Below are 25,547 nucleotides of genomic sequence, written 5' to 3'. Positions count from 1 at the left end.
CGATTCCGCACATCACGCGGTCAGATCTGTTCGGAGCTCGACGACGTCTGGGAAGAGCTTTTCGCGCACGACGGCGAAGGAGTCCTCCATCCATTGGCCATCACCTCAGACCCAGCTTGCCTTTAGCGTCGACGAACCCGTTGCCATTGCCGTGGTCTCGGAAGCTGTCACGTCCGGCGCCCGGAACCAGGCGCCGAGCCAGGGATCGGGAATGGATCAGGGCGGTCTCCCAGACAGAGTCAGGCTTGCATACGAGAGATGTGATCCGTCACGGTCGTGATGAAGGCTCGCAAGCGCTGGAGGTGCTTCAGATCCCGATGGTAGCCCATCCAGATATCGCGGCCCGGCGGCTTCTCGGGCAGTTCAAGTCGGCGCAGGCCGATGATCTGATCGCCGACGACCTGCGGCAGGACGGCAATGCCGATGCCTTGCTTGGACATATGCCCTTGCACGTTGCGATTGTTCGACCGCATCAGCGGCTGGGCGTTCGGGAAGGCTTCCATGAGCCAGTCGATGTCGGGGAACTGCCCGGTCGAGGTGTCGTGGGTGATGAGGCGAAACCCAGCTCCATCCCGGTAGATCGGGTCCGCGGCGCCCAAAGCGACGTACACGCCATAGTCGAGGTGGACGAGCTTTCGCTGCACGACGTCCGCATTGTTGAAGGGCACGATCCGGAAGGCGATGTCGGCCTCGCGGTGCGCCAGGCTGAACAGACGGGTTCCCGTCAGAACTTCGATGTCTACGTTCGGATAGGCTCGGGTATAGTCGGCGAGGATCGGAGGCAGGACGTAGGCCCCAAACCAATCAGCGGAGGAGATGCGCAGGCTCCCCTGCAGGTTCTGTTCCTGCCCCGCCAGCCGCCTCTCCATGGCCAGCGCGCTTTCCTCCATCTGCTCGGCGAGCGCTAGAATAGCATTCCCCTCCTCCGTCAGAATGAAGCCATCGGCGGTTCGTTGGAACAAGGTCTGGCCGGTCGCCTCTTCCAGGGCGCGTACGCGCCTGCCGATCGTCGGATGGCTCAACCGCAGCGCCCGGGCAGCGGCCCCCAGTGATCCCGTCCGCGCCACGGCGAGGAAAATGCGGACATCGCTCCAATCCATCGGCCCCATCCATCCAATACTGACATAAATGAACAAGCAACGTACGTTTCTGTAAGTTTACTATCAACGCTGAACCGGCCAAATGCTGGTCCATGGCACACGCAACACTGATCGTGACATGCAGCGGCGGCACTTATTTCGATCGCGACCACTATGTCGACGTTCATCTACCGCTGGCGCTCGCGTGCTGGCAGCGGCACGGACTGGAAAGCGCTGCCGCCTTCTTTCCCCGCGACGCGGATGCAGAGGATGTCTCCGTGGGGATCTACAGGTTTCGCGATGAGGCCGCGGTCCATGCCGCGCTCGCATCCGCGGAAACCGAGGCGGTGATGGCGGATGTCCCCCGCTTCACCGACGCCACGGTGTCGCGCAGCATCGGTACCCCGCTCTGATCACGGCGGCTGCCGCGTCGCGTGGGCCGCCCGCAAGCGAATGTCGCCAGACGAAGTCCCTTCCACTTCGAAGGAGCATTGGAACATGGAAATCGATCGCCGAACCGTGATGGTCACGCTCGCGGCAGCGTTGGCAGCTCCTCTCGTGCCCGGGGTCGCACTCGGGGCGCAATCTCGCCCCGGAAAGGCTCGCAACGTCGTCCTCGTCCACGGACTGTTCGTTGACGGCTCATCCTGGGCCGACGTGATCGGCCGCTTGCAAGGCCGCGGACTCAACGTGACCTCGGTCCAGAACCCGCTCACGACGCTACCCGAGGCGGTGGATGCGTGTCGCCGAGTCCTCGCCCGCCAGGAGGGGCCGACCGTCCTCGTCGGACACTCGTTCTCGGGCATGATCGTCACCGAGGCAGGGAGCGCGCCGAACGTCTCCGCGCTGGTCTACGTGGCGGCCCGGGCGCCGGATGCCGGCGAGGACTACACCATGCTTGCCAGGCGGTTTCCTGCGGCGCCCGCAGCGGCGGGCATCGTGTTTGACGGCGACGAGGGGCGACTGACCGAGGAAGCCTTTCTGCATGATTTCGCACCCGACCTGCCGCCGGAGAAGGCCAGGGTGCTTTACGCGGCGCAGTGGCCCTTTCGCAAAGAGTTGACGTTGGGTAAAGTCAGTCAGGCCGCGTGGCGGTCCAAGCCCTCCTTCTATGCAGTGTCAGCCGAGGACCGGGTCATCGATCCCGGGCTGCAACGCTTCATGGCGAAGCGGATGGGCGCTTCGACGGTCGAGTTGGCATCAAGCCACGTTTCGCCGATTTCCCATCCCGACGAGGTGGCGAAGTTGATCCTGCGAGCGGCAGGATACGATGCCTGACCGAACGAGAACGGCTCGATCCGGGTCGCAGGTCGAGCCGGTGCGGGGATCGGCATTCCGCTCTTTCGCGGGTAGCGCGGGAGGGCAGCGAAGATCGCTGAATGGCCGTGGGGTCGAGGTGAACCGTGGCTTCTAACTCCGGCGCCCTTATCCGATAGTCTGAAACGTCCTGTTGTGGGCGGCGCAAATCTCCACGCGCCCGAAAGCGCCATAGGCTCACGGGTGACAGTCGGCGCCGGGGTTTGTGAGGCCCCGCAGCAAGGTCTCGGCAACCTCTCGTGCCTGCATGGCGAGCGCGTCGTCCGGCAATTCGCCAGCCGTCCAGAAGGACAGCACGCCTCGGAAGCCGAACGCGAGTTGCCCCGGCAGGAACCGCAACGTCCGCTCTCTGTAGGCTTCGGGTAGACCGTCCCCGTCGCCCAGCGCCATTACCCACAAGGCTTTCGACTGCGCGAGAATGTTTCCGGGGGCGGGCCCGGAGGTCCCTATCCACCCCATCACCACGCGGTTGACCTCCGGCTTCTCGAGGATGCCGGCGATGGCAATGTCGATGGCCAGCAACACGCGGTCGGCCGCCAGCGGCGGCGGCTGCCGCTCGGCAAAACGCTCCACCACCGTCTCGATCCGCCGGGCTGCGAGTGCGTGCATGAGCGCGGCCTTGTTGCCGAACTGATTAAACGGCGTCGCGAAGCTGACGCCGGCCTCGGCCGCCAGGTCGCGCATCGAGAAGTTGGCCTTGCCCTCGTGGAGCAGCCGTTCCGCGGCATCGAGCACGTTCTGGCGCAGCGGTTCGCCTCTGACATTGGGAGCGGTTGGACGGGTCTTGTCACGGGTCATAAAATTATCTATATCATGATATAGTTATTGTCATAGCCTGGAGTTAGACCATGGCAAATGCCGATCGCAAAACCTTTCTGATCACCGGCGTCAGTTCTGGCCTCGGGCGCGCCTTCGCAGCGGGGGCACTGGCGGCAGGCCACAGCGTTGTCGGCACGGTGCGGCGGCAAACCGACGCCGGGGATTTCGCTGCCCTGGCGCCGGAGCGCGCCCACCCGATTCTGCTGGACGTCACCGATTTCGACGCCGTTCCTGCGGCCGTTGCCGAGGCCGAGCGAATGGCCGGTCCGGTCGAGGTGCTGGTGAACAATGCCGGCTATGGCCAAGAGGGCGCGCTGGAGGAGTCCTCCATGGACGACCTTCAGCGACAGTTCGCGGCCAACGTCTTCGGCCCGGTGGCGATGATGAAGGCGGTGTTGCCCGGAATGCGCGAGCGGCGCCGCGGCCACATCGTCAACGTCACGTCCATGGGCGGCTTCATCACGCTGCCCGGCATTACCTTTTATTGCGGCAGCAAGTTCGCTCTGGAAGGTATATCCGAAGCCCTCGGCAAGGAGGTGGCGGGCTTCGGGATCCGCGTGACGGCCCTTGCTCCGGGCCAGTTCCGAACCGAATGGGCTGGACGTTCCATGGATCGTGCTGCCCGCAGCATCCCGGACTACGACGCGGTCATCGATCCGATCCGCGCCGCCCGGCAGGCAAAGAGCGGAAGTCAACCGGGCGATCCGGCCAGGGCCGCCCAGGCGCTGCTTGCGTTGATCGATGCTCCGGAGCCGCCGGTTCGGCTGTTCCTCGGGGATGATGCCTTGCTTCTGGTCGAGCAGAAGCTGGAGAGCATGAAGGCTGAAATGGCCGCCTGGGATGCGCTCTCGCGCTCCACGAGCTTCACTTCTCCCGAGCCAATGCCGGCGACCGCCCTCGGATAGGCAGCGCCGCCGGCTTCGCATTGGCTTTCGCGCGGGGCGCGCACGAAAGCCATTCCTTACGCGCCCACCAACCACCTACGAACAGATATTAAGGAGACGTCATGTTTCGGAAATCTGTGCCCGCGATCCTGGCAATCGCCACGCTCGCACTACCGCTTGGTCTGCCAGCCTTCATCCAGAGCGCTGCCGCAGAGGCGGTTCGCGTGCGCGGCGCCGTCGTCGATGCGGACAGCAATGCCTTGACGGTGAAGACTCGCGAAGGCGAGACCGTCACCATCGACCTCGCGAAGGGATGGATGCTCTCGAGCGTCGCCCAGGCGGCCGTCGGCGACATCAAGCCCGGCGACTACGTCGGTATCGCTTCGCTGCCGACCAAGAACGGCGGCGATGGGGCGCTCGAGGTGCTGATCTTCCCGGCGGCGCTGAAGGGCACCGGGGAGGGCAGCTTCGGGTGGGATCTCAAGCCCGACAGCACGATGACCAACGCCACCGTCGCGGACGCCGTCAAGGGCGTCGACGGCCGGACCGTGACCGTGACCTACCACGGCAAGGAGAAGAAGATCGCGGTTCCCGATGGCACGCCCGTCGTCACCCTGGCTCCGGCCACGCAGGCCGACCTGAAGCCGGGCGCGGCCGTCTTCGTCTCCGGCGACAAGGATGCCGGCGGCGCCATCGCCGCGCAGCAGGTCGTCGTCGGCGCCAACGGCGTCGTCCCGCCGATGTGAGCCGAAAGTCCACCGGCCGGGTTTGCCCTGCATTGCCAGGCCGGTGGATGCCAGGCCCCTTACTTGCCGATCGTACAGGCAAGACTTTCGGACCGGCCTGGTGACAACGGATGCGCCGCATTCACAGCGAGGGCGGCGCGGGCCCTCGTCCTTGGTCGCCGGACGCATTGGCCAGCATATTCCTGGAATATGCCTTCGTCGTGCAAGAACCATCTGGAGCTTAAGGTGAAGATTATCTCCAAGCAGCAAGACGTGCTCTTCTCCGGCAGTGAAGTATGGCTGGTGCAGCCAGAGCATGTAGACGACGTGTTTCGCATCGTCGTCACGCCTGCCCGGGTCTCGTCCGGGTCGGAGCGCTTCGGGGTGGTGATCGCGACTGACGCCGAACTGAGCGCTGGCTCCTTGCTCAGTACGGTCCGAAGCTGCTCGATCGGCTTCGACCTGCCACCACTCTTCACGGTCAGTATCGGCTATCCCCTCGATGCAAAGCCGCCATTTGTTCTGAGGCGCAATCGAGATCTCACGCCGACGACCTGGCCTGCCTTCGAAGCGGCCACGCCGGCCCTTACAGGGCTGAGCGAGAGGATGCCGACGGGCGGAAGCGAGCCGTTTCTTGCTTTTCTCGAAGACGAACTGATTCCCGCGCTGGCCGATGCGCTTCCCATCGATTCCGACGATGTCACCCTGACAGGCCAATCCTTCGGAGGTCTGTTCGTCCTCGACGCGCTTCTGCGCCGTCCGGACAGGTTTCGTCGCTATCTGGCCGTCAGTCCGTCGCTTTGGTGGGACGACGGCGCGTTGCTTCACTCGGCCGAACGGGCCGTGGCCACGAAGCCTGCACCCGGCGCGCGCGTTTATATGTGTGTGGGGGAACTCGAGAACAAAGCGCGCTTCGGTGCGCAGGTTGCGAGACTGCCAGATCAAATGAAGCAGTTGCTACCTTCCGCCATGACAAGCCTCGACGTGCCCGGCGATATGTTCGCCATGGAACAACTGCTGCGTCGGTGGGTCGGGGGCAGCTTCTCCGTCGAAGCACATGTCTATCCGGAAGAAAGCCACGAATCGATCATGGGCGCGGCGCTGAGCCGGGGCCTGCGAAGACTTTACCTCACGGTGTAAACACTCCGAAACCGATAAGGTCGTCACGTCGATGCCAGTCAAGAACCCGTCGGGTTGGCCCGGTCTGCCATCGTCTGATGGACGTCGCAGTCACCTCGATGTCGATCAATCCATCAAACATTCGGGACAATGCCGATGACTACGGATACGCCACATTCCCAGACGGCGCCGCGCGCAAGAACCGTGCTCACCCGGCGCCACACCGTCGTCACGCGGCTGACGCACTGGCTGAACGTTCTGTGCCTCAGCTTCCTGCTCCTGAGCGGGCTTCAGATCTTCAACGCCTATCCGCGGCTTCACTGGGGCCAGTACGGCGCCGACGCCGATCCGGCCTTCGTCACGATCGGCGCGCGCGAACGGAACGGCGAGCCGGAGGGCTTCGTGGAGATCGGCGATGTCTCGCTGCCCACGACGGGGGTCCTCGGCCTCTCGAGGCTGGACGGCGAATTGACCCCGCGGGCGTTCCCGGGGTGGCTGACGATTCCGTCCTACCAGGACCTCGCCGCCGGCCGGCGCTGGCACTTCTTCTTCGCCTGGGCCTTCCTCATCAACGGCCTCGTCTATCTCGCCTACGGGCTTTTGAGCCGGCATTTCCGCCGTGACCTGGCGCCGGATCGCCACGAACTCGCGCCGCGCCATCTCTGGCGGGAAATCGTCAACCATGCCCGCCTGCGCTTCCCGTCGGGCGACGATGCCCGGCACTACAACGCGCTGCAGAAGCTCTCCTACATCGCCGTCATCGCCGTATTGCTGCCGCTGATGCTCCTGACGGGCCTGACCATGTCGCCCGGCATGGACGCCGCCTTCCCGTTCCTTCTCGACATCTTCGGCGGGCGCCAGTCGGCGCGGACGCTTCACTTCATCACCGCATCGCTGCTCGTCCTCTTCGTCATCGTCCATGTCGCCATGGTCATCCTCTCGGGTCCCTGGAACAACATGCGTTCGATGATCACGGGCCGCTATGCCATCCGCAAGGAAGGACACGACGCATGACCGATCTTCTGACACGCCGTCGCTTTCTCGTCGGCGGTACGCTCGGCGCGGGCGTGCTCGCGCTCGGCGGCTGCGACGCCCTGGAGCAGAACGAAGACGTCGACGCAGTGCTGCGATCGGCCGAGAAGCTGACGATGGGGGCGCAGCGCCTGCTGCTCGGCCAGGAGACCCTGGCGCGGGAGTTTTCGGCGGCGGACATCTCGCCGACGTTCCGGGTCAACGGCACGCAAAGCCCCGACAGCGAGGAATATGCCGCGCTCCACGAGAACGGATTTGCCGACTGGCGATTGAAGGTCGACGGCCTGGTGAACCGGCCGATGGAATTCTCGCTGGCCGACCTGAGGAAGCTCCCGTCCCGCACCCAGATCACCCGCCACGACTGCGTCGAGGGCTGGAGCGCGATCGGCCAGTGGACCGGCACCCCACTCGGCCTCATCCTGCAAGCCGCGGAGATGAAACCGGATGCCCGCTTCGTGGTCTTCCACTGCGCCGACGAACTGGAAAAGACGCTCGACGGCAGCGGCGTCTACTACGAGAGCATCGACCTGGTCGACGCGTTCCATCCCCAGACGATTCTCGCCTACGCGATGAACGGCCAGGACCTCACGGTCGGGCACGGCGCCCCGCTGCGGCTGCGGGTGGAGAGGCAGCTTGGCTACAAGCATGCCAAATACGTCATGCGTATCGAGATCGTCGACAGCTTCAGCGGCCTGTGGGGCGGCCGGGGCGGCTTCTGGGAAGACCGCGGCTACCAATGGTATGCGGGGATCTGAAGACGCTGGCGGCGGTTCGTCCGCGGTGCCCGATTGGAGAATGACGTGTCGCAGAAAGTCATCGGCCTCATCGGCGGGATGAGCTGGGAAAGTTCGACCGAGTACTACCGTATCATCAACCAGACCGTGCGCGCTCGACTGGGCGGCCTGCGTTCGGCGCGCTGCCTCATGTGGTCGTTCGACTTCGGCGAGATCGAAGCGTTGCAGCACGCCGGGCGTTGGGACGACGCCGCCGCCGAGATGGTCGCCGCGGCGCAACGTCTGGAGCGCGGCGGCGCGGACTTCGTGGTGATCTGCACCAACACGATGCACCGCATGGCCGACCAGGTGGAGGCGGCCATCAAACTGCCGCTGCTGCACATCGCCGACCCGACGGCGGAGCGGATCAAGGCGGCCGGCTTCGGAAAGGTCGGCCTGCTGGGAACCGCCTTCACCATGGAACAGGACTTCTACAGGGGACGGCTCGCCGACCGGCACGGGCTGGCGGTGCTGGTCCCGGAGGACGACGACCGGGCGCTGGTGCACCGGGTGATCTACGAGGAACTGGTGCAGGGTCGGGTCGAGCCGTCCTCGCGCCAGGCCTATCGCGGGGTGATCGCCCGCCTGGTGGAGCGCGGGGCAGAGGCGGTGATCCTGGGCTGCACGGAGATCATGCTGCTGGTCGGCCCGGAGGACAGCGCCGTGCCGCTGTTCGACACGACGGCCATCCACGCCGAGGCTGCCGTGGACTTGGCCCTCGCGGAGACGGCGCCGGGTTAGGCTGACCGATCTAGGCCCGCAGGGCCGCTCGGCACGTGACGCCGCCTTCATCGCCAAGCCCGTCGATATCCGTCCGGCGGCGCGACAATCGGATGATCAGCACCACGCTCTGACCGCTCGTTCCCTGCCATCGGTAACTAGGCTCTTGCACGGCCTTCCTCGTCGCCGTGCAGCGATGGCCCACAAGTTTCCAAGGCGGTGCGGGTTACAGCGATCACCATCCTCCACTCCCTCGTTCGAGACTTCTGCTGGCGAATAATCTCATGGCATTGATCCAATCTAATCGCGTGCGCCCTCATCCAGCGGCGGGCGACGGCGTTGTGGCCGATGGACCGGCTTCGGTTCTCGGCCGTAGGTCGTCACCCGGCAGGCTCAATCCGCTGCTCGCCAGCGGTGCATTGGCGTCAGTCATCTTCGCGGTAGACACGCTAGTTCGCGTCGAGTTTGCGGTAGCTGTTCTCTACGTTGTCGTGGTTTTGGTGGTCGCAGCCTCACGGAATATTACATTCGTATGTATTGCAGCCATTGTTTGCATAGTGCTCACCGTAACGAGCTGGCTCCTCGTTCACCGCTGGATGTTGCCGGATTCGGCAACATTGCGGATGTCCATGAGCGTTGCGGCTATAGCGGTCACGACGCTGCTGGCCTGCCGAAGCATCACAGCGGCCGAGGATCTGATCGCAACCCAGCGGCAGCGCGCAAACCTCGCCCGCTTCTTCCCGCCACAACTGGTCAATGAACTGGCCGACCTAAATATGCCGACTCTCGTCCGGAGCCAGCCGGCTGCGGTTCTCTTCGCTGACATGGTCGGGTTTACCGCCTTTTGTGCGGATGCGTCGGCGGACGAGACCATGGAACTGCTGCGAGATCTGCATCGAATCCTGAGCGACCGCGTCTTTGCTAATGGCGGCATGATCGACAAATACCTTGGCGACGGCCTGTTCGCCGTCTTTGGTGTGCCGCACACGGGCGCGCGTGATGCCACCAACGCCGTGCTGTCGGCGCTCGAGATCGTCACGAGGATTAGCGAGTGGAACATGCGACGCGCCGCCGCCGGAAAGCCCCCAATACGTATCGTGGTGGGAATCCACTACGGGGAGGTCTTGCAAGGGGAGATTGGCGGCGTGGGAAGGTTCGAGCTTGCCGTCGTCGGGGATACCGTCAACGTCGCCAGCCGGGTCGAGGCCCATTGCCGGGAACTTGATGTTGATCTGCTTGTGACCGCCTCGATTGTTGAGGCGCTTCATTCCGAAGGCAGCATGAGATTGGCCGCAAAGCTGACGGACGAGGGTGCCCATATTCTGCGCGGCCGATCGGAAGCGGTGCACCTCCATGGCTTGCGGATGTTCAGAGCGAAGACCGACGTCCTTCCGTAAAACCAGGTTATAGGAACAGACTAAGGTCATCGCCCGGAACTCCACCTTCGCCATGCGCGGCCAGGCGGTCTATGTGCGGGAGATCGGCAAGCGGCTCAATGCCGACTACATAGTCGAAGGCAGTGTACGGCGCGCCGGAGACCAGCTTCGCGTCGTCGCCCAGTTGGTCGAGACCAGGACCGGTGCCCATCTCTGGTCGAGCAGCTACGACCGCCGTGTCGGCGACGTCTTCCTCCTGCAGGCAGACCTTGCTGCCGAGATCGTCTCGCACGTCGGCTCCTACGTCCGGCAGTCGGAGGTGGCCGCCGCAGCGCAACAGCCGACGGACAGCCTGCAAGCCTATGATCTCGTGCTGCGCGCCCGCAGCCAGTACAAGCACGGCTCGTCGGACGGCGACGCGCTGCTGGCCGCGCGCGCCTTGCTCCTCAGGGCCCTGGAACTCGATCCCGGCTATGCCGCTGCTCGCGCCGGGCTGGGCATGACCTACATCGTCGATGCCGTGAATGGCCTGACCGGTCGAGCGTCGGCTCCAGAGATCGAGGCCGGTTTGAGTGAGGCCCGCCAAGCCATTCAGCTGGAGCCCAACCTAGCCGCTGCCTACCAGGTCCTGAGCTTTGGCCTTGCCGCGAAGGGCGCCTATGCGGACGCCATGCAGGCCGGCCTTCGTGCCGTGGAACTCAATCCCAACGACCCCGACAGCCTGATGGCGCTGGCCAAGGCGCAAGTGCGGTTCGATCGCTACGACGATGCGGTCGAGAACGCGGAGCGCGCACGCCGGCTGCAGCCGCTGGCGCCACAATATTACGTCTACGTGCACGGTCAGGCGCTTTACGCGGCGGGGAAGACGGAAGAAGCGGAAGAAGTCCTCGGCCAGTGCCTCATGACATCGCCCAACGAGGCGGATTGCCTGCTGATCTGGAGCGCCTTGCTGGCCGATCTCGGCCGTCAGGACGAAGCGCAGGCGGCGATGGGTAGGTTGCGTGCGGTCAAGCCCGAATTCTCGCTGGAGTCCGAGCGCCAGTATCGGCGCTTCGGAGACTCCCCGCTGATGGAACGCTTCCTGGCGGCGCTCGCCCTGGCGACGGCTCCGGAGGCTGCAAACATCACGCCGAGCGCTGCTGCGGCCAAGGCAGGCTGAGATGCCGGGACAGGAATGGCGGTGAAGCAAGCCGGCGACCGAATGCCGGAAGATCGGTGAGCGCCTGGTGCGACGGGCAATCGAGGATGAGAAGCGGGCATCTCACTCGCGCTTCGTTTGGAACGAGGGGGCGAGGGCACCGCTCAAACAGCAAGCGCCCTCGCGTTCTGTCAGCGCGCGTCGGGAAGTTCGTTCAATCGACGGGTATGATCGGTTGAGAGCCGAAGAGAGGACGCCGCGACGTTCGTGTGGAGATGAGCTCGACGCGATATGCCTGGGATGACGAGGATGTTGGAACTGCGTTGGAGGAGCCACGCCAGGACGGTCAATAATGTCTCCCGTGCGGGCCATCAGCCACCCTTGCTCGGCCCATAGCGGATATGGCGCACCACGTTGACGGAAGCGACCCTGCGCTGCAAAAGAATGCAGCGGAAAAGCCATCAACCGTGACGCCGCCCACCCAACTTCGCCGCACGCACACCACGGCGAGGGAAGCGTACCGGAGTGAGTAATCCCAAGGCGCCGCTTCCGCGCCCGGGAGCGGATACTAGTACTTAGGCTCGCCATTCGACGTCATCGCGGGCGAGCAATGCAGGCGACCTTTGGCGACGTGTGGGTGACGGTGAATACCGCGTTTGTCTCCGTCACCGTCAAGCCTATCAGCTGGCCGCTGACGATCGTGGCGAAAAACCTGCTGGCGAAAACGGCGACGCACCCGCGGATCTTCTTTTTTGGCGCTTCGCACCTTTGGAGTGCCATCAAGCGGAGGAATCGACCTCGGATCTGACTTTGTGCCTCTCTCCCCGTTCCGCTTCGACGCCGCGGCCAATTGCGGTCCTAAGATTCGACGCTGCCGGCTTGCGGGTGCTGCATAAACTGCATAACATGGCTGAGGCGCTGACGGTTAATTTATTGAATTTGCTCGATAAGTGTAGCCGAGGATCGACTCCTGCCGGGCCCACCATCGTTCAGACAAATGACTGCCAACGCTGCCGGTCTGTGCGGGACGGGTCTCGCCAGAGCCCGACCTGCGAAACCCGGGCCGTCTTCTCGCCGCGCCGTGGCGGCCTGCAGTTAAATGAGGACCGACGTCCGGACAGGGATCACCCGCCCGCGGGCGGGGCCGCGAAGTGCCGGGCCAGCGCCGCGGCGATGTCCGGCACCACCTGCTCGACGACCGCGCGGCCCTTCTCGGCACTGGCGCTGGCGGCCGAACTGAGGACGCCGTCCGCAGGGATCGGGGCAAGGTCGAACGGGTAGGGGTCGAAGAGCGGAAACTCGGCGGGCGGATTGTCCGGGATTGCCGCCGCGTCGACGAGGTCCGGCCGCAGATGCAGCATCACCGACGTCTCCATCACCGCCGCGTGCTCCAGCGCCCAGCTGATCAGCCCGTCCGGAAACAGGATCGCTTCCGTGGCCGGGGTGATGAATTCCCAGTAGCCCAGCTTGACGATCTTCAGGTCGGTGACGCCCTCGCGCCGCTGGTCGGTGAGGGCAAGGTCAGCCGCCTCGGTGATGAACCACTGGTTCTCCATGTGGCCGTCGAAGAGGACGATCCGGCGCACGCCGTGGCGCGCCAGCTCGTTGATGATGTCACGTATCAGCGCGACGAGGGTCGCCGCATTGAGGCTGAGCGTGCCGGGGAAATGATTGCCGCCGCCGGTCTTCGGCTGCGACTTGTAGCCGTAGGCGAGTGACGGGGCGACGATGCCGCCGAGCCGCTCCGCAACCTTCAGCGCGATGCTTTCCGGCAGGATGACGTCGGTGGACAGCGGCAGATGCGGGCCGTGCTGCTCGGTAGCGCCGATCGGCAGGAAGACGATCGGATCGTCCTCCTTCACGCGCCGGGCGAATTCCATCCAGCTCATATCGGCGAGCCGGACCTTTGGCTCTGCCTCACGCATCGGAGGCCCAGCGCGTCATGCCGACATCCATGCCGTAGCAGCGCTGCACGACCTTCGTGAAGGCCGGCTCCAGCTCGCCGTTCGCCGCCTCGACCCCCTTGGTGTATTCGAGGAACTCCGGCATCAGTGCCCGCAATTCGGCGAGCAGCGCCTTCTCGTCGACGCGGGTCAGGCGACCGTTCTCGACCACCATCTCGCCGTTGACGAAGACCTTCTCGATCGAGGAGCCGTTCTCGCAGTAGACGAGGTGGTTGCGGACGTCGTTGAGCGGCGTGAAGCTGGCGGTCTGCGCGTCGAGGATCAGCAGGTCGGCCTTCTTGCCGGCCTCCAGCGACCCGGTCTCCTCGTGCAGCAGCGCGGTACGGGCGCCGCCGAGGGTGGCCGCGTGCAGCACCTCGCTGGCGTTGAGCCAGCGCGACCAGTCGGGATTGTTGACCTTGTGCATCAGGGCCGCGGCCTTCATCACGTCGAAGATCCGCGGCGTGTCGTTGGAGCAGATGCCGTCGGAGCCGAGGCCGATATTGACGCCGGCCGTGAGCAGCTTGCGCACCGGCGCGGAGCCGGCGCCGAGCTTCTGGTTGGAGATGGCGTTGTGGCAGACCGAGACCCCGGCTCTGCCCATGCGCTCGATGTCGGCATCGCTGACCCAGATCGAATGGGCGATGGTCGTCCACGGGTTCAGCAGGCCGAGATCGTCCATGTAGGCGATCAGCGACTTGCCGTAGAATTCCGGCCCCGTGACCGCCTGCACCTTGGTCTCGACGATGTGGGTGTGGAACGGCGCGTTCCATTCCTTCGCCAGCTCGTTGGCCGCCAGCATCAGCTCCGGCGTGCAGCGCTGCGGCGCCGAGGGCGCGAGCATCGTCCGGATGCGGCCCGACCGCCCGTGGAAGCGGGCATGCGCCTCCCTGACGAAGGCGAGATAGTCCGGCGTCGTCACCGGCTGGATGGCGTCGATCTCTTCCTGCAGATGCGTCGGGACGTAGTCGCGGGTGAAGGGGATCGTGTCGAGGAAGTTGCGGTTTACGACATGGGCGGAGACCGTGGCGCGGATGCCGACGTCGTCATAGGCGTCGATCGCCGCGCCCATCAGTTCCAGCTCCGAGCGCGGGCTTTCGTAGAGGTCGTCGGTGATGCAGGTGACGCCGGTGCGCAGCGATTCCATCGCGACGAGCATCGAGCGGAGATAGACCAGGCGCGGGGGGAGCGCCTTCGCGGCCCGGATCGGGTAGGCATAGAGCATCCACACCTCGAGCGGCATGTTGTCGTAGCGACCCTTGAACAGCGCCTCGTTGGAATGGAGATGGGCGTTGACGAGGCCGGGCATGACCAGCTTGCCGGCCCCCTCGATGATCGTCGCGCCCTCCGGCACGGCAAGCGACGGCCCGATCGCGGCGATCCGGTCGCCCTCGATCAGGAGGTCGCCGGTGAACGGCTCCGCGCCGGTCCCGCCGCCCATTGCCAGCAGCGTCGCGCCCCGGATGAATGTCGTCATGTCAGCTCCGTCCTGTCGTCATGCAAGGAAATAGCCGGCCTCTGCGGGCCAGTGGACGAACACCGCGTCGCCCGGGGCGAGCGGCATTGCGTCGAGATCGCGTGAGGAGAGCTGCGCCCGGATCTCGAGTCCGGCCGGCGTCTCCATGAACACCGTGACGGAGGCGCCGACGAAATCGAGCGTCGCGACGTGGGCCTCCAGCGCGTTGCCGCTGGCGGGGCGCTCGCTCGTGATCGCCACGCGGTCGGTGCCGACCACCAGGGTCGCCGCGTCGCCGGGAGACAGCCCCTGGTCGTCCGACGTGCGGGCGAGCAGCGGGCCGCTCGCGGTGTCGATGGTGATGAGGCCGGCATTCCGGGACGCGATCGTGCCGGCGATCAGGTTCGAGCCGCCGAGGAATTCGGCGACGAAGCGGTTCTCCGCCCGCCGGTGGATGGCGCGCGGCGCGCCGACCTGCTGGATGCGGCCCTCGCTCATGATCACCACCCGGTCGGCCATGGCGAAGGCCTCGGACGGGCTGTGCGTGACGCAGATGAACGTGATGCCGAGTTCCTGGTGCAGCCGCACGAGTTCGGCCTGCATCTTGACCTTCAGATGCGGGTCGAGGGCGCTCAGCGGCTCGTCGAGCAGCAGCAGCTCGGGCTCGGTCGCCAGCGCGCGGGCAAGCGCGACGCGCTGGCGCTGGCCGCCGGAGAGCTGGCCGGGCATCCGTTCGGCGAGTTCGCCGATGCCCATCCGGGCGAGCCATTCGTCCGCCTTGGCGGTGCGCTCGCGCGGCGGCGTGCCGCGGTGCTTCAGCCCGAACTCGACGTTCCTGCGCACCGTCATGAACGGGAACAGCGCATAGTTCTGCCAGACCAGCGGCGTGTCGCGGGACCAGGCGGCGTCCTCGTTGATGCGCCGGCCCCAAAGGCGGATCTCGCCGGTGGTGGGGGTCTCGAGGCCCGCCAGCATGCGCAGCGTCGTGGTCTTGCCGCAGCCGGACGGGCCCATCAGCGCGATGAACTCGCCCTTGCGGATCTCCAGCGACACGTCGGCGACGGCCATCTGGTCGCCATAGGCCTTCGCGACCTGGTCGAGCTCGATCATGGTGGGAGTCATTGGTCGCTTCCCTTGAGGCGTGCGGCGGCGAGGCGCCGGGCGGCGACGAGCTGGGCGACGACGACGAGCAGGATGCTGACACCGAAGACCAGCGCGCCGACGGCGTTGATGCGCGGGCTGACCTGGCCCTGCAGCATGGCAAGGACGCGCACCGGCAGCGTCTCGTTCAGCCCGGAGATGAACCAGGCGATCATGAACTCGTCGAAGGAGACGGAGGCGGTGATCAGCAGCGCCGAGAACAGCGACGGGGCGACGAAGGGCAGCACCACCTCCCGCAAGGTCGTCCACTGGTCGGCGCCGAGGTTCCAGGCGGCGGGTTCCAGATCGCGGTCGAGATCGGCGAGCCGCATGCGCACCAGTGCCATGGCGAAGGGGGCGCAGACGACGACATGGGCGGCGATGAGACCCGGAATGGTGCCCGACAGGCCGATGCGGCCCTGGAAGGTCAGCATGGCGACGCCCATGATCACCACCGGCACGGTCGGGGGCAGGGCGGCCAGTGCCATGTAGATGCCCTTGCCGAAGAAGCGGAAGCGGTAGTCGACATAGGCGGCGGTGAAGCCGAGGAAGGTGGCGATGAGCGAGGCGCCGAAGGCGACGACCAGGCTGTTCCACAGGCCGCGTCGGATCGTCTCGTCGGCGGCGATCGCCTCGTACCACTGCAGCGAGAACCCGCCCCAGGGCAGCGCCGGGAAGCGGTCGGCATTGAAGGAGAAGACCACGGTCGAGACGACCGGCGCGAAGATGAAGGCGAAGACCAGGACGGTCCAGCCGATCAGCAGGACGCCGGCCAGGAGGCTGGCGCGGCGGGTGCGGGTCATGACGGCTTCCTGCCGCCATAGGCGAGCTTCAGCAGGGCGCCGAGCACCAGTGCCAGCGTCGCGATCATGATGACGGCGACGACGGAGGCGCGCGGCCAGTGGTTGCCGGACTTCACCTGGTCGGCGATCAGGATCGACAGGGTCGGCGGGTTGGAGCCGCCGAGGAATTGCGGGCTGATGTAATCGCCGAAGGCCAGCACGAAGGCGAAGGCGCCGGCGACGACGAGCCCGACGCGGGCCGCCGGAATGACGATCGTGAACACGGTGCGCAGCGCGCCGCAGCGCAGGTTGTGCGCCGCCTCGACCAGCTGCCGGTCGACGGCGACCAGCGCAAAGGTCTGCAGCAGCACCACCAGCGGCGCGGTCAGCGTCAGGAAGCCGATGAAGGTGCCGGTCGGGCTGTTGAGGACGGAGATCGGGGCGATGCCGATGGCATCCAGCGCCGTGTTGATCAGGCCGTTCGGGCTGAAGAAGATCTGCATCGAGTAGATGCGGACCGGGAAGCTGGTGAAGAACGGCACGACGAGCAGGCCCGCCAGCAGCATCCGCGTCGACGGCCGCACCTTGAAGGCGAGGACATAGGCGACGGGAAAGGCCGCGACGCTGACGAACACGGCGACCAGGGCCGACAGGCCGAACGTGTAGGTGTAGGCGCTCTGGAAGAAGCCGGCGGAGAGGATCGTCGACCAGTTGGCGAAGGTGAAGTCCGGCTGCAGCCGGAAGTTGCGCACCGACCAGAAGGTCATGGCGACCAGGAAGCCGAGCGGCACCACGAAGAAGCAGAGCTGCCAGATCAGCGTCGGGGCGCCGAGGAACACCGCGAAGCGGATGCGGCTGGCACGGGCGTGCGACAGGGAGCTGTCAGCCATGACCTACCTGTTTCATTGCAGGAACGAGATTCCGCGTGCGCCGGAGCAGCCCGGGGGCCGCCCCGGCGGGCGGATCACATGGCCTTGAATTCGGACCAGGTGTCGTTCCAGGTCTCGATGTCCTGCTGCACCGGCGTCTGGCGGATGAAGATCTTGCCTTCCTTGTATTCGTCCATGACGTTGCGCGCGTCGAAGGTGTGGCGGAGCTTGACCGCATCCTCGGGCGCCTCGGCGTTCATCTTCTCCCAGCCCTTGCGGTTGGGGATCGAGGCCCAGTAGGCGGGCAGGCGGGCCGAGCGGAACTGGCCTTCCGGCGAGCTGGCGTACTGGATGAACTTCTTGGCGAGGTCCTTCTTCGACGAGCTCGAGACGACCGACATCGACTCGGTCCACTGGATGCCGCCTTCGTCGGGCACGACGGCGTTCACCGGCACGCCCTCGTTCTGCAGCAGCAGCACCACCCAGTCGCCGACGCCGGGAATGACGCCGGCCGTGCCGTTGGTGAGCATCGCGAACTGGTCGGCCATCGAGTAGAAGCCGCTGGTCTGCGGCCGCAGCGAGAACAGCGTCTCCTTCAGGGCCTCGAACGCCGCCTCGTCGATGTCGAAGGGCGGCTTGTTGCCGTTGCCGAGGCTGAGGCAGCCCATGGTCGGCAGGTACCAGTCGAAGAAGCCGACCTTGCCCTTCACCTTTTCGCTCCACAGCGCCTTGTACGTCTTCACGTCCTCCTCGTTCAGGACGTCGGTGCGGTAGGCGAGGCCGAGATAGCCGAAGCGGATCATCACCGAATAGAGCTTGTCGTCCTTCCAGTGCAGCGGGAACTTCTGGAACTCGGGCCAGTAGTCGGCGAGCGGGTAATCGGCCGGATCCATCTCGTCGATGAAGCCGCCCTCCTGCAGCATGTAGATGTATTCGGCATCGGCCAGCACGACGTCGAAGGATCCCGGAGGCGACTGGTTCATCAGCGCCAGCATCGGCTCGCCGCCGACATATTCCTTGGCCACCACCTTCACGCCGTGCTCGTCCTCGAACGGCTTGACGAAGGCCGGGTCGCCGTGTCCCGGCCAGGTGAGGATGTTGAGCACGTTGTCCTGGGCGCTCGCCTCAAAGGGGCCGAAGCCGGTGAAGGCGGCGGCGCCGGCCAGCGCGCCGGCGCCCTGGAGCACCGTCCGGCGCGTCGGGCGGAGCAGCAGCCCGCGCGGATCGGTGATCTGAAACTTGCTCATCCAATGTCTCCTGTCCGTGTGGCCGTTCAACGCGCACCGGTCGCGGGCCGAACGGCGTTTCTCGACGGCGCGAGCCATCGACAGACGGCCCGCCTTCGCGAGCCATCCGCGCCGTTTCCGGGCTTCGGTGTGATCAGGAGCTTGCACCACGGGTTTCGTGATTCAAAAGACGAAATAGCAATCGCCAGCCATAGGCAGAAGTTCTAGGCATGCAGATATCGGCAAATACCCGGAAGCTGCTGCCTTGAATCTATTGAACTATTCTCCATCGCCTGCATCGATTCTGGGCAGTCGATCGTGATCCTGCATAGGTTCTGGGCGTTTGACAGTCGCTGCCGGCCGCCGACACTCAGCCCATCCCCGAGCCGGAGTACGGGATGGAACTTCGCCAGCTTCGCTACTTCCTGCAGATTGCCGACAGCGGCAGCTTCTCGCGTGCCGCCGAGGTGCTGAGCGTCGCCCAGCCGTCGCTGAGCCAGCACGTGCGCAGCCTCGAGGACGAACTCGGCGTCAACCTCCTGGCGCGCCATCCGCGCGGCGTGACGGCCACCGAACAGGGGCGGCTGCTCTGCGACCACGTCCGGCTCATCCTGCGGGAGGTGGAGCGCTCGCGCGAGGCGCTGCAGGCAGCGGCCGACAGCCCGTCCGGCGTCGTCGTGCTGGGCCTGCCGACCTCCGCGTGCCGGGGCCTCGCGGTGCCGCTGATCCGCGCGGCTGCCGCGCGCTACCCGCGCATCGCCATCCATCTGGTGGAAGCGATGACCGGCAGCCTCGACGAATGGATGCAGACGGGAAAGGTCGACGTCGCGCTGCTCTACGACCGCAAGGCGTTCGAGAACATCGTTGCGAACGATGTGATGGTCGAGGAGCTTCGGCTCATCCTGCCGGCCGGGCACCAGCTGGCGGGAAGCCGCGCCGTCACATATCGCCAGGCGCTCGCCCTGCCGCTCGTTCTGCCGCAGCGGCCGCACGTGATCCGCGAAGTGGTGGAAACCTTCGCGGCGCGGGCCGATGCGGAACTGACGGTCGCCATCAACTGCGACAGCCTGCAGGCGATCGTGGCGCTGGTGCTGGACGGCAACGCAACGATCTACCCGAGCTTCGCGCTGCGCGACGAGATCGATCGCGGCAATCTCGTCGCCATCCCGCTGGTCGATCCGACGCCGACATGGCGGCTGTCCATCGTATTGTCGCGCAAGGCCGCCGACGGCCGGGCCTCGATGGCGGTCGCGGCGCTTCTCGACGAGGTCGCGCGTTCGCTGGTGGCGGGCGGCCAGTGGGAAGCGCAGCTGCGGCGCGCGCCCGGACCGGCCGCCGCCGACATCCCATCCTCCCTGAGCAAGGAACTGCCATGACCTTCGATCTCATCATGCGGAATGCCAATTTGCCGGACGGCCGGACGGGAATCGACATCGGCTGCCGGGACGGGCGCATCGTGGCGGTCGAGCTGCGCCTGGCGGCGGAGGCCGGCCGGGAGATCGACGCGACGGGGCGGCTGGTCTCGCCGCCCTTCGTCGATATCCATTTCCATCTGGATGCGACGCTGTCGGTCGGGCAGCCGCGCTTCAACCGGTCGGGGACGCTGCTCGAAGGCATCGCGCTGTGGGGCGAGCAGCGGCCGCTGCGGACGGTCGAGGCGGTGGCGGAGCGGGCGCTGCGCTATTGCGACCTCGCCGTCGCGCAGGGGCTTTTGGCAATCCGCACCCATGTCGACGTCTGCGACAAGCGGCTGGTCGGCGTCGAGGCGCTGCTCGAGGTGCGCGAGAAGGTGAAGGACTATCTCGACCTGCAGATCGTGGCGTTCCCGCAGGACGGCTATTTCTGCTCGCCCATCGCCGCCGCCAATCTGGAGCGTGCGCTCGACCGCGGCGTCGACATCGTCGGCGGCATCCCGCATTTCGAGCGCACGATGGAGGAGGGGAACCGCTCGGTGGTCGCGCTCTGCGAGATCGCCGCGGCGCGGGGCCTTAGGGTCGACATCCACTGCGACGAGACCGACGACCCGTTGTCGCGCCACGTCGAGACGCTCGCCGCCGAAGCGGTGCGGCTCGGGCTCCGCGACCGGGTGTCCGGGTCGCACCTCACCTCGATGCATTCGATGGACAACTACTACGCCAGCAAGCTCATTCCGCTGATCGCCGAATCCGGCATGCACTGCATCCCCAACCCGCTCGCCAACATCAACCTCCAGGGGCGCAGCGACACCTACCCGAAGCGCCGTGGCCTGATGCGCATCCCGGAACTGCGGGCGAAGGGCGTCAACATCGCGCTCGGCCAGGATTCCTGCATGGATCCCTGGTACGTCTTCGGCAACGCCGACATGCTCGACGTCGCCCACATGGCGACGCACGCCGCGCACATGATCAGCCTCGATGAGATCCGCTTCTGCTTCGAGGCGGTCACCACCAACGCGGCGCGGGCCTTCGGCCTCGAAGAATACGGGCTGACGCCCGGCTGTCATGCCGACTTCGTGCTGCTCGACGCGCGCGACCCGATCGAGGCGGTGCGGCTCCGCGCCGATCGGCTGGCGGTGGTGCGGCGGGGCCGGGTCCTGGCGCAGACGCCGGCGCGCGAGACGGTGCTCGACCTGCCCGGGCGGGCGCCAGCCGTCTCGATCGCCGGCTACGGGCCGACCTGGCCGGCCCCATAGCGCCAGCCTATCAGAGGGGCGCCGGCGCGCTCTCCCTGGACGCAGGTGCCAATGAAGGGCCCGGCGCCACGGGAACCAGCGGCGGCGCCGTCCATAGCCCGCGCATATGCCTCATTTCTATACGATTTGACATTTGCCCAGATCTTGTGCGTCATCCGGCCGGAGACGCATCATGGACCTTCGCCAGCTTCGCTATTTCGTCCAGATCGCCGACGCGGGAAACTTCTCGCGCGCCGCCGAGATCCTGCGCATCGCGCAGCCCTCGCTGAGCCAGCAGATCCGCAATCTGGAAGACGAACTCGGCGTCGAACTGCTGTCGCGCCATGCGCGCGGCGCCAAGCTGACGGAACTCGGCCAGCAGTTCTACGAGCATGCCCGCAAGATCCTCAGCGGGGTGGAGCGGGCGCGCGACGTGATCCAGTCGCAGGCGACGCATCCGACCGGCCGGATCTCGGTGGGACTGCCGACCTCCGCGGCGCGGAACCTGTCGCTGCCGCTGTTTCGCGAACTGGCGGCGACGCAGCCCAACATCGTCCTGCATGTGGTCGAGGCGATGTCGGGCTATCTCGACGACTTCATCCAGGCCGGGCGGCTCGACGTGGCGCTGCTCTACGACCATCGCGCCTTCGAGCACGTCGCCTATACCGGGATGATCGCCGAGGATCTGATGCTGTTCGTGCCGCCGGGCAGCGCCCTGGCGCGTCGCGGTTCGGTGCCGTTCGCCAAGATCTTCGACCTGCCGCTGGTGCTGCCCGGCCGGCCGCATATCCTGCGCGGCGTCATCGAGCGGCTCGCCGCCAAGCACGACGTCGCCGCCAGCGCGCTCGACTGCGACAGCCTGCCCGCCATTGCCCGGCTGGTCAGCGAGGAGGGTCACTGCACGGTGATGCCGAACTTCGCCTTCCTCGACGAACTGCGGCGTAACGACATGGTGGCGGTGCCGATCGTCGATCCGACGCCGTCATGGCGGCTCTCAGTCGTGGTCTCGCAGCGCACGATGAACCCGCGCGGCAGCGAGGTCGTTGCCCGGGCCCTCGGCGACGTCATCGTCAAGCTGGTCAATGCCGGGACCTGGAAGGCGCGCCTGAGGAACCCGGTCGCGGCCTGAACGCGATCCGCCCGGCACGCACATTCCGCCGTCCTCGCGGAGCCGGGGACGCCGACTATACATTACAAATATTCTATATATCCTGCGCCGACAGTGGCAGCTGCGGAGGAGAAACCATGCTGACCAGACGGAACTTCACGGTCGGCGCGCTCGCCCTTGCCGGACTGGCCGCGTCCGGCCTGCGGTCCCGGGCGGTGGCGGCGCCGGATGCGCTGGCGACGCTGAGCGACGGCCAGCTGGTGCTGCCCACCGATTACGTCCTGCGGGGGATCCCCGACGCCGCGCTCGCGGAGATCGGCGTCGATCGCACCGCGCTGGGCGCCACCCATGCCGCGGCCTGCAACGTGACGCTGCTGCGCGGCCCGGACCGCCTCGTCCTGTTCGATGCCGGCGCCGGCAGCAACTTCATGCCGAGCGCTGGCAAGCTGCCCGAGAGCCTGGAAGCCGCCGGCATCGACCTGGGCGAGGTGACCGACGTGATCTTCACGCACGCCCATCCCGACCACATTTGGGGCGTGCTCGACGATTTCGACGAAGTGCCGTTCGCCAACGCGGCGTTCCATGTCTGCCAGGCGGAGTGGGACTACTGGCGCTCCGACGCCGCGCTCGCCGAAATGCCGGAGGACCGCCAGAGCTTCGTCATCGGCGCCCGCAGCCGCTTCGACGCGATCGAGGACCGCTGCACCCTGTTCACGCCCGGCAAGGAAGTGCTTCCCGGCATCGAGGCGATGGCTGCGTTCGGCCATACGCCGGGACACTGCGCCTTCGTGCTGCACGGGGAGGGTGACCCGGTGATGGTGGTGGGCGACGCGATCATCAACGATCCGATCTCCTTCGCCCGCCCGGACCTCTTCTGGAGCGCCGACCAGGATCCGCAGGCCGGCGCGACGACCCGTACGGCGCTGCTCGACCGGCTGGCTTCGGAGAAGATGCGCTTCGTCGGGTTCCACCTGCCGCGGGGCGGACTGGGGCGGGTGGAGACCGCCAGCTCAGGCTACCGCTTCGTGCCCGAGGCCTGAACTACTCGGCCGGGCCCCGTTCGATCGGCAGGAAGGCGTGCCGGATCGAGCCTTCGAGGATGTAGGCGAGGCCGAGCCGCGCCCCGATAGCGATGGAGATCAGCACGACCGGCGCCGAGATCGTCAGCAGCGAGGCGGCGGAGACCCCCTGGCCGATCGTACAGCCGAGGGCGAACACGCCGCCGACGCCCATCAGCACCGCGCCGACGAGGTGGCGGGAGAGTTCGCGCGCGTCGTCGCAGGCCTCCCATCGGACGTCGTGGCGCCGCACGGCCGCCGCCGCCGCGCCGAGCACGACCCCGAGCACCAGTCCGGCGCCGTAGTCGGGCAGGGCGCCCGTCACCGCGATCAGCTGCAGGATCACGTCGCCGGGCGGCACGACGAAGGACGCGCTCTCGATCTGCACCGGATCGAAGGAGCGCGCCGCGATGAACGATGTCGCCAGCCAGCCGAAGGCGACGGCGACCCCGATCACGATCCCCGCCGCGACCTTGCCGCGGTCGCGCCGGAACGCCGGCGCGCGGAACACCCAGGCCGCCAGCCCCACGACTGCCGCCAGCGTGACCAGCCACGCGATGTCCCGGCCGATGATCGCGCTCGCGAGGCTGCCGAGCGACTGGTCCGGCGAACCGATCCGCGTGAGGTCCAGCGCCTGCGAATCCACGATCGCGATCCGGCCGAAGGCGATGATTCCGCGCTGCGTGGCGAGGGCGGCGAGGCCGAGTACGATCACCACCACCAGGCCGCCCAGCGAGCCGCCGCCGAGCCGGACCAGCGCGCCGAAGCCGCAGGTGCCGACGAGCGCCATGCCGAAGCCGAAGGCGAGGCCGCCGAGCACTGCCCCGGACCATCCGAAGTTCGGCGTAAGGTAGAAGCTCTGCGCGGGATCGAACAGGCCGGCGAGCACCAGGCACTGGGTGAGGATGATCGCGACCAGGATCGCCAGGCCCCAGGCCCGCACGCCGTTGTCGTCGCCGGCGTACCAGCGCCGTTCCAGGGCCGAGAGCGTGCAGAAGTGATGCCGCCGCGCGGCGTAGCCCATCGCGGCGCCGGCGGCGAGACCCGCCAGCGGCAGCGCAAGGCCGCTTTCGAACAGCATGGTGGTGCCTCCCGAGCGTCTTCTGGGAACGCTTCGTTGCGAAAAGCCTAGCCCCGCCAGCGCCGCCGCACAAGCGGCGGACGAGACCTCCTGGCGGCGCGCCAACTGGCGACGTCTCCTGCGCGCCCTGGGCGGTGCCCGGCAGAGGAGGGTGCGTTACCGGCATTTTGGAATCTGGGTCATTTCTTGTCCAAAGCCCGGCGGCCGCGACTGCCCGGTCGGCGAAGTCGCAGGCAAATCAGGCCCCCCGGCGCCCCGGCGGCCGCCATGTTGATGAACCTCAGATAAACGGCATTTTCGCCGGACGGACGGGGCGGCCGAAACCCGGAACTTCGCCGCGCCGTGCCCTGTTAGCGGCTCGGATGGCGCTTCAGCCTGATGCGAAGTGCGTGCCGATAATGGGAGACCAATCATGAAACTGAAGACTTTGCTGAGTGCAGGCGCTGCCGGCCTGATCGCCGCCACCGCGGTTCCCGCAACCGCGCAGACGGCTGCCCCCGGGGCCACTGTCTCCGGGACGGCCGCCACAGGGACGGCCACCACAACGACGGCCACCACAACGACGGCCACCACAGGGACAACGGTCTCAGCGACGACCGACCTGAACGTTCGCGCCGGACCCGGCCCGAACTACGAGATCGTCGGGTCGATGAGCCCGGACGATTCCGTCACGCTCGAAGGCTGCACCGAGAGCGGCGCCTGGTGCCGCGTCACGGTCGATGGCACGACCGGCTGGGCATACAGCCAGTACCTGACCGCCGACATGGGTGGCCAGACGGTCGTCGTGACCGAACGCCGGACCGAGTACCCGGTCGTGACCTACGAGGACAGCGGCGGCTCCGGCGAGGTTGCCGGCGCTGCGACCGGTGCCGTGGCCGGCGCGATCATCGGCGGTCCCATCGGTGCCGCCATCGGCGGCGCTGCCGGTCTCGTGGCGGGCGCGGCGGTCAATCCGCCGGACGAGCGGCTTGCCTATGTCCGGTCCAACCCGGTTGATCCGGTCTATCTGGAAGGCGAGGCGGTTGTCGGCTCGCAGCTCCCGGAGACGGTCGAACTGCAGACCATCCCGGACTACGAGTACCGCTACGTCCACGTGAACGGTCAGCCGGTACTGGTCGATCCGGCCAATCGGCAGGTCGTCTACGTCGTTCGCTGACCCGCTGGTAAGGGCACGGACATCGCTCTGGTGTCGAGGCCGCCGTCCCGCTGCGGGGCGGCGGCCGCTTTACGTTTAGACGGAGCGGCCGAACTT

At 66.6% G+C, this 25,547-nt stretch carries 25 protein-coding genes and 1 pseudogene; 16 read left to right on the top strand and 10 right to left on the bottom strand.

The genetic code is table 11. The features are described from left to right. Nucleotides 1-239: 239 nt before the first annotated feature. Nucleotides 240-1,100, bottom strand: a complete 861-nt coding sequence (locus LXB15_RS11365) for a LysR family transcriptional regulator (RefSeq protein ID WP_233953136.1) — start codon at nt 1,098-1,100, stop codon at nt 240-242. Between the two features lie 92 nt (nt 1,101-1,192). Here LXB15_RS11365 and LXB15_RS11360 point away from each other — a divergent pair, with 92 nt between their 5' ends. Beyond that, a complete protein-coding gene (locus LXB15_RS11360; RefSeq protein WP_233948569.1) occupies nt 1,193-1,492 on the top strand; it encodes an EthD family reductase in 300 nt (99 codons plus the stop codon). A gap of 85 nt (nt 1,493-1,577) precedes the next feature. Beyond that, complete coding sequence (locus LXB15_RS11355; protein WP_233948568.1) at nt 1,578-2,357, top strand: alpha/beta fold hydrolase; 780 nt, start codon at nt 1,578-1,580, stop codon at nt 2,355-2,357. A gap of 216 nt (nt 2,358-2,573) precedes the next feature. Here LXB15_RS11355 and LXB15_RS11350 read toward each other — a convergent pair whose 3' ends face one another. Then, nucleotides 2,574-3,194 carry a TetR/AcrR family transcriptional regulator gene (locus tag LXB15_RS11350; protein WP_233948567.1) on the bottom strand — a complete coding sequence of 207 codons (621 nt, stop codon included), beginning with the start codon at nt 3,192-3,194 and terminating at the stop codon, nt 2,574-2,576. 50 nt (nt 3,195-3,244) lie between these two features. Between LXB15_RS11350 and LXB15_RS11345 the strand changes: the two genes are divergently transcribed. The 8 genes and pseudogenes from LXB15_RS11345 to LXB15_RS11310 form a co-directional block, all read left to right on the top strand. After that, complete coding sequence (locus LXB15_RS11345) at nt 3,245-4,120, top strand: oxidoreductase (RefSeq protein ID WP_233948566.1); 876 nt, start codon at nt 3,245-3,247, stop codon at nt 4,118-4,120. Between the two features lie 101 nt (nt 4,121-4,221). Continuing rightward, a complete protein-coding gene (locus tag LXB15_RS11340) occupies nt 4,222-4,845 on the top strand; it encodes a hypothetical protein (protein WP_233948565.1) in 624 nt (207 codons plus the stop codon). A gap of 225 nt (nt 4,846-5,070) precedes the next feature. Next, nucleotides 5,071-5,964, top strand: a complete 894-nt coding sequence (locus LXB15_RS11335; RefSeq protein ID WP_233948564.1) for an alpha/beta hydrolase — start codon at nt 5,071-5,073, stop codon at nt 5,962-5,964. Nucleotides 5,965-6,099: 135 nt separating this feature from the next. After that, nucleotides 6,100-6,957, top strand: coding sequence for a cytochrome b/b6 domain-containing protein (locus tag LXB15_RS11330; RefSeq protein ID WP_233948563.1), 858 nt, complete (start codon nt 6,100-6,102; stop codon nt 6,955-6,957). Further along, entirely contained in the window at nt 6,954-7,730 is a 777-nt protein-coding gene (locus LXB15_RS11325; protein WP_233948562.1) for a molybdopterin-binding protein, read from the top strand. The genes LXB15_RS11330 and LXB15_RS11325 overlap by 4 nt, the downstream gene beginning before the upstream one ends. Before the next feature lie 45 nt (nt 7,731-7,775). Then, nucleotides 7,776-8,489, top strand: a complete 714-nt coding sequence (locus LXB15_RS11320) for an aspartate/glutamate racemase family protein (protein ID WP_255696587.1) — start codon at nt 7,776-7,778, stop codon at nt 8,487-8,489. A 263-nt stretch (nt 8,490-8,752) separates the two neighbouring features. Beyond that, nucleotides 8,753-9,865, top strand: coding sequence for an adenylate/guanylate cyclase domain-containing protein (locus LXB15_RS11315; RefSeq protein WP_233948561.1), 1,113 nt, complete (start codon nt 8,753-8,755; stop codon nt 9,863-9,865). Between the two features lie 16 nt (nt 9,866-9,881). After that, nucleotides 9,882-11,003: pseudogene (locus LXB15_RS11310) on the top strand (CDC27 family protein); the annotation flags it as partial. Between the two features lie 170 nt (nt 11,004-11,173). Here the strand turns inward: LXB15_RS11310 and LXB15_RS11305 are convergent. Beyond that, on the bottom strand, nt 11,174-11,332 hold the full coding sequence (locus LXB15_RS11305) for an aldo/keto reductase (RefSeq protein WP_370640090.1): 159 nt from the start codon (nt 11,330-11,332) through the stop codon (nt 11,174-11,176). Between the two features lie 260 nt (nt 11,333-11,592). Between LXB15_RS11305 and LXB15_RS11300 the strand changes: the two genes are divergently transcribed. Continuing rightward, the gene (locus tag LXB15_RS11300; protein ID WP_233948559.1) at nt 11,593-11,790 is read left to right on the top strand and encodes a hypothetical protein; all 198 of its coding nucleotides are present in this window, start codon (nt 11,593-11,595) and stop codon (nt 11,788-11,790) included. A 316-nt stretch (nt 11,791-12,106) separates the two neighbouring features. Here the strand turns inward: LXB15_RS11300 and LXB15_RS11295 are convergent, their stop codons facing one another. The 6 genes from LXB15_RS11295 to LXB15_RS11270 all read right to left on the bottom strand — a co-directional run bounded on the left by LXB15_RS11295 (nt 12,107) and on the right by LXB15_RS11270 (nt 18,419). Then, nucleotides 12,107-12,907 carry a creatininase gene (locus LXB15_RS11295; RefSeq protein ID WP_233948558.1) on the bottom strand — a complete coding sequence of 267 codons (801 nt, stop codon included), beginning with the start codon at nt 12,905-12,907 and terminating at the stop codon, nt 12,107-12,109. After that, nucleotides 12,900-14,402 (bottom strand): amidohydrolase family protein, encoded by a 1,503-nt coding sequence (locus LXB15_RS11290; RefSeq protein ID WP_233948557.1) that lies wholly within the window; start codon nt 14,400-14,402, stop codon nt 12,900-12,902. Before LXB15_RS11290 ends, LXB15_RS11295 begins: the two co-directional genes overlap by 8 nt. A gap of 18 nt (nt 14,403-14,420) precedes the next feature. Beyond that, nucleotides 14,421-15,503, bottom strand: a complete 1,083-nt coding sequence (locus tag LXB15_RS11285) for an ABC transporter ATP-binding protein (RefSeq protein WP_233948556.1) — start codon at nt 15,501-15,503, stop codon at nt 14,421-14,423. Next, a complete protein-coding gene (locus tag LXB15_RS11280; protein WP_233948555.1) occupies nt 15,500-16,324 on the bottom strand; it encodes an ABC transporter permease in 825 nt (274 codons plus the stop codon). Before LXB15_RS11280 ends, LXB15_RS11285 begins: the two co-directional genes overlap by 4 nt. Further along, a complete protein-coding gene (locus LXB15_RS11275) occupies nt 16,321-17,193 on the bottom strand; it encodes an ABC transporter permease (protein ID WP_233948554.1) in 873 nt (290 codons plus the stop codon). Before LXB15_RS11275 ends, LXB15_RS11280 begins: the two co-directional genes overlap by 4 nt. Nucleotides 17,194-17,267: 74 nt before the next feature. Beyond that, nucleotides 17,268-18,419 carry a PotD/PotF family extracellular solute-binding protein gene (locus tag LXB15_RS11270; RefSeq protein WP_233948553.1) on the bottom strand — a complete coding sequence of 384 codons (1,152 nt, stop codon included), beginning with the start codon at nt 18,417-18,419 and terminating at the stop codon, nt 17,268-17,270. 377 nt (nt 18,420-18,796) lie between these two features. On the opposite strand from LXB15_RS11270, the gene LXB15_RS11265 reads away from it, so the two are divergent. The 4 genes from LXB15_RS11265 (at nt 18,797) to LXB15_RS11250 (ending at nt 23,196) form a co-directional block, all read left to right on the top strand. Further along, the gene (locus LXB15_RS11265) at nt 18,797-19,774 is read left to right on the top strand and encodes a LysR family transcriptional regulator (protein WP_233948552.1); all 978 of its coding nucleotides are present in this window, start codon (nt 18,797-18,799) and stop codon (nt 19,772-19,774) included. After that, nucleotides 19,771-21,069: an amidohydrolase family protein gene (locus LXB15_RS11260; protein ID WP_233948551.1), complete on the top strand. Its 1,299-nt coding sequence runs from the start codon at nt 19,771-19,773 to the stop codon at nt 21,067-21,069. Before LXB15_RS11265 ends, LXB15_RS11260 begins: the two co-directional genes overlap by 4 nt. A gap of 172 nt (nt 21,070-21,241) precedes the next feature. Then, nucleotides 21,242-22,177, top strand: coding sequence for a LysR family transcriptional regulator (locus LXB15_RS11255; RefSeq protein WP_233948550.1), 936 nt, complete (start codon nt 21,242-21,244; stop codon nt 22,175-22,177). Between the two features lie 116 nt (nt 22,178-22,293). After that, nucleotides 22,294-23,196, top strand: coding sequence for an MBL fold metallo-hydrolase (locus LXB15_RS11250; RefSeq protein ID WP_233948549.1), 903 nt, complete (start codon nt 22,294-22,296; stop codon nt 23,194-23,196). 1 nt (nt 23,197) lies between these two features. Here the strand turns inward: LXB15_RS11250 and LXB15_RS11245 are convergent, their stop codons facing one another. Then, nucleotides 23,198-24,295: a YeeE/YedE family protein gene (locus LXB15_RS11245; RefSeq protein WP_233948548.1), complete on the bottom strand. Its 1,098-nt coding sequence runs from the start codon at nt 24,293-24,295 to the stop codon at nt 23,198-23,200. A gap of 412 nt (nt 24,296-24,707) precedes the next feature. Here LXB15_RS11245 and LXB15_RS11240 point away from each other — a divergent pair, with 412 nt between their 5' ends. Beyond that, complete coding sequence (locus LXB15_RS11240; protein WP_233948547.1) at nt 24,708-25,451, top strand: DUF1236 domain-containing protein; 744 nt, start codon at nt 24,708-24,710, stop codon at nt 25,449-25,451. Nucleotides 25,452-25,547: the final 96 nt, after the last annotated feature.

The organism is Aurantimonas sp. HBX-1, from assembly GCF_021391535.1.
Classification (GTDB): Bacteria; Pseudomonadota; Alphaproteobacteria; order Rhizobiales; family Rhizobiaceae; genus Aurantimonas.
Note: the sequence above shows the minus strand (reverse complement) of the source record. Positions and strands in the feature narration are given on the sequence as shown.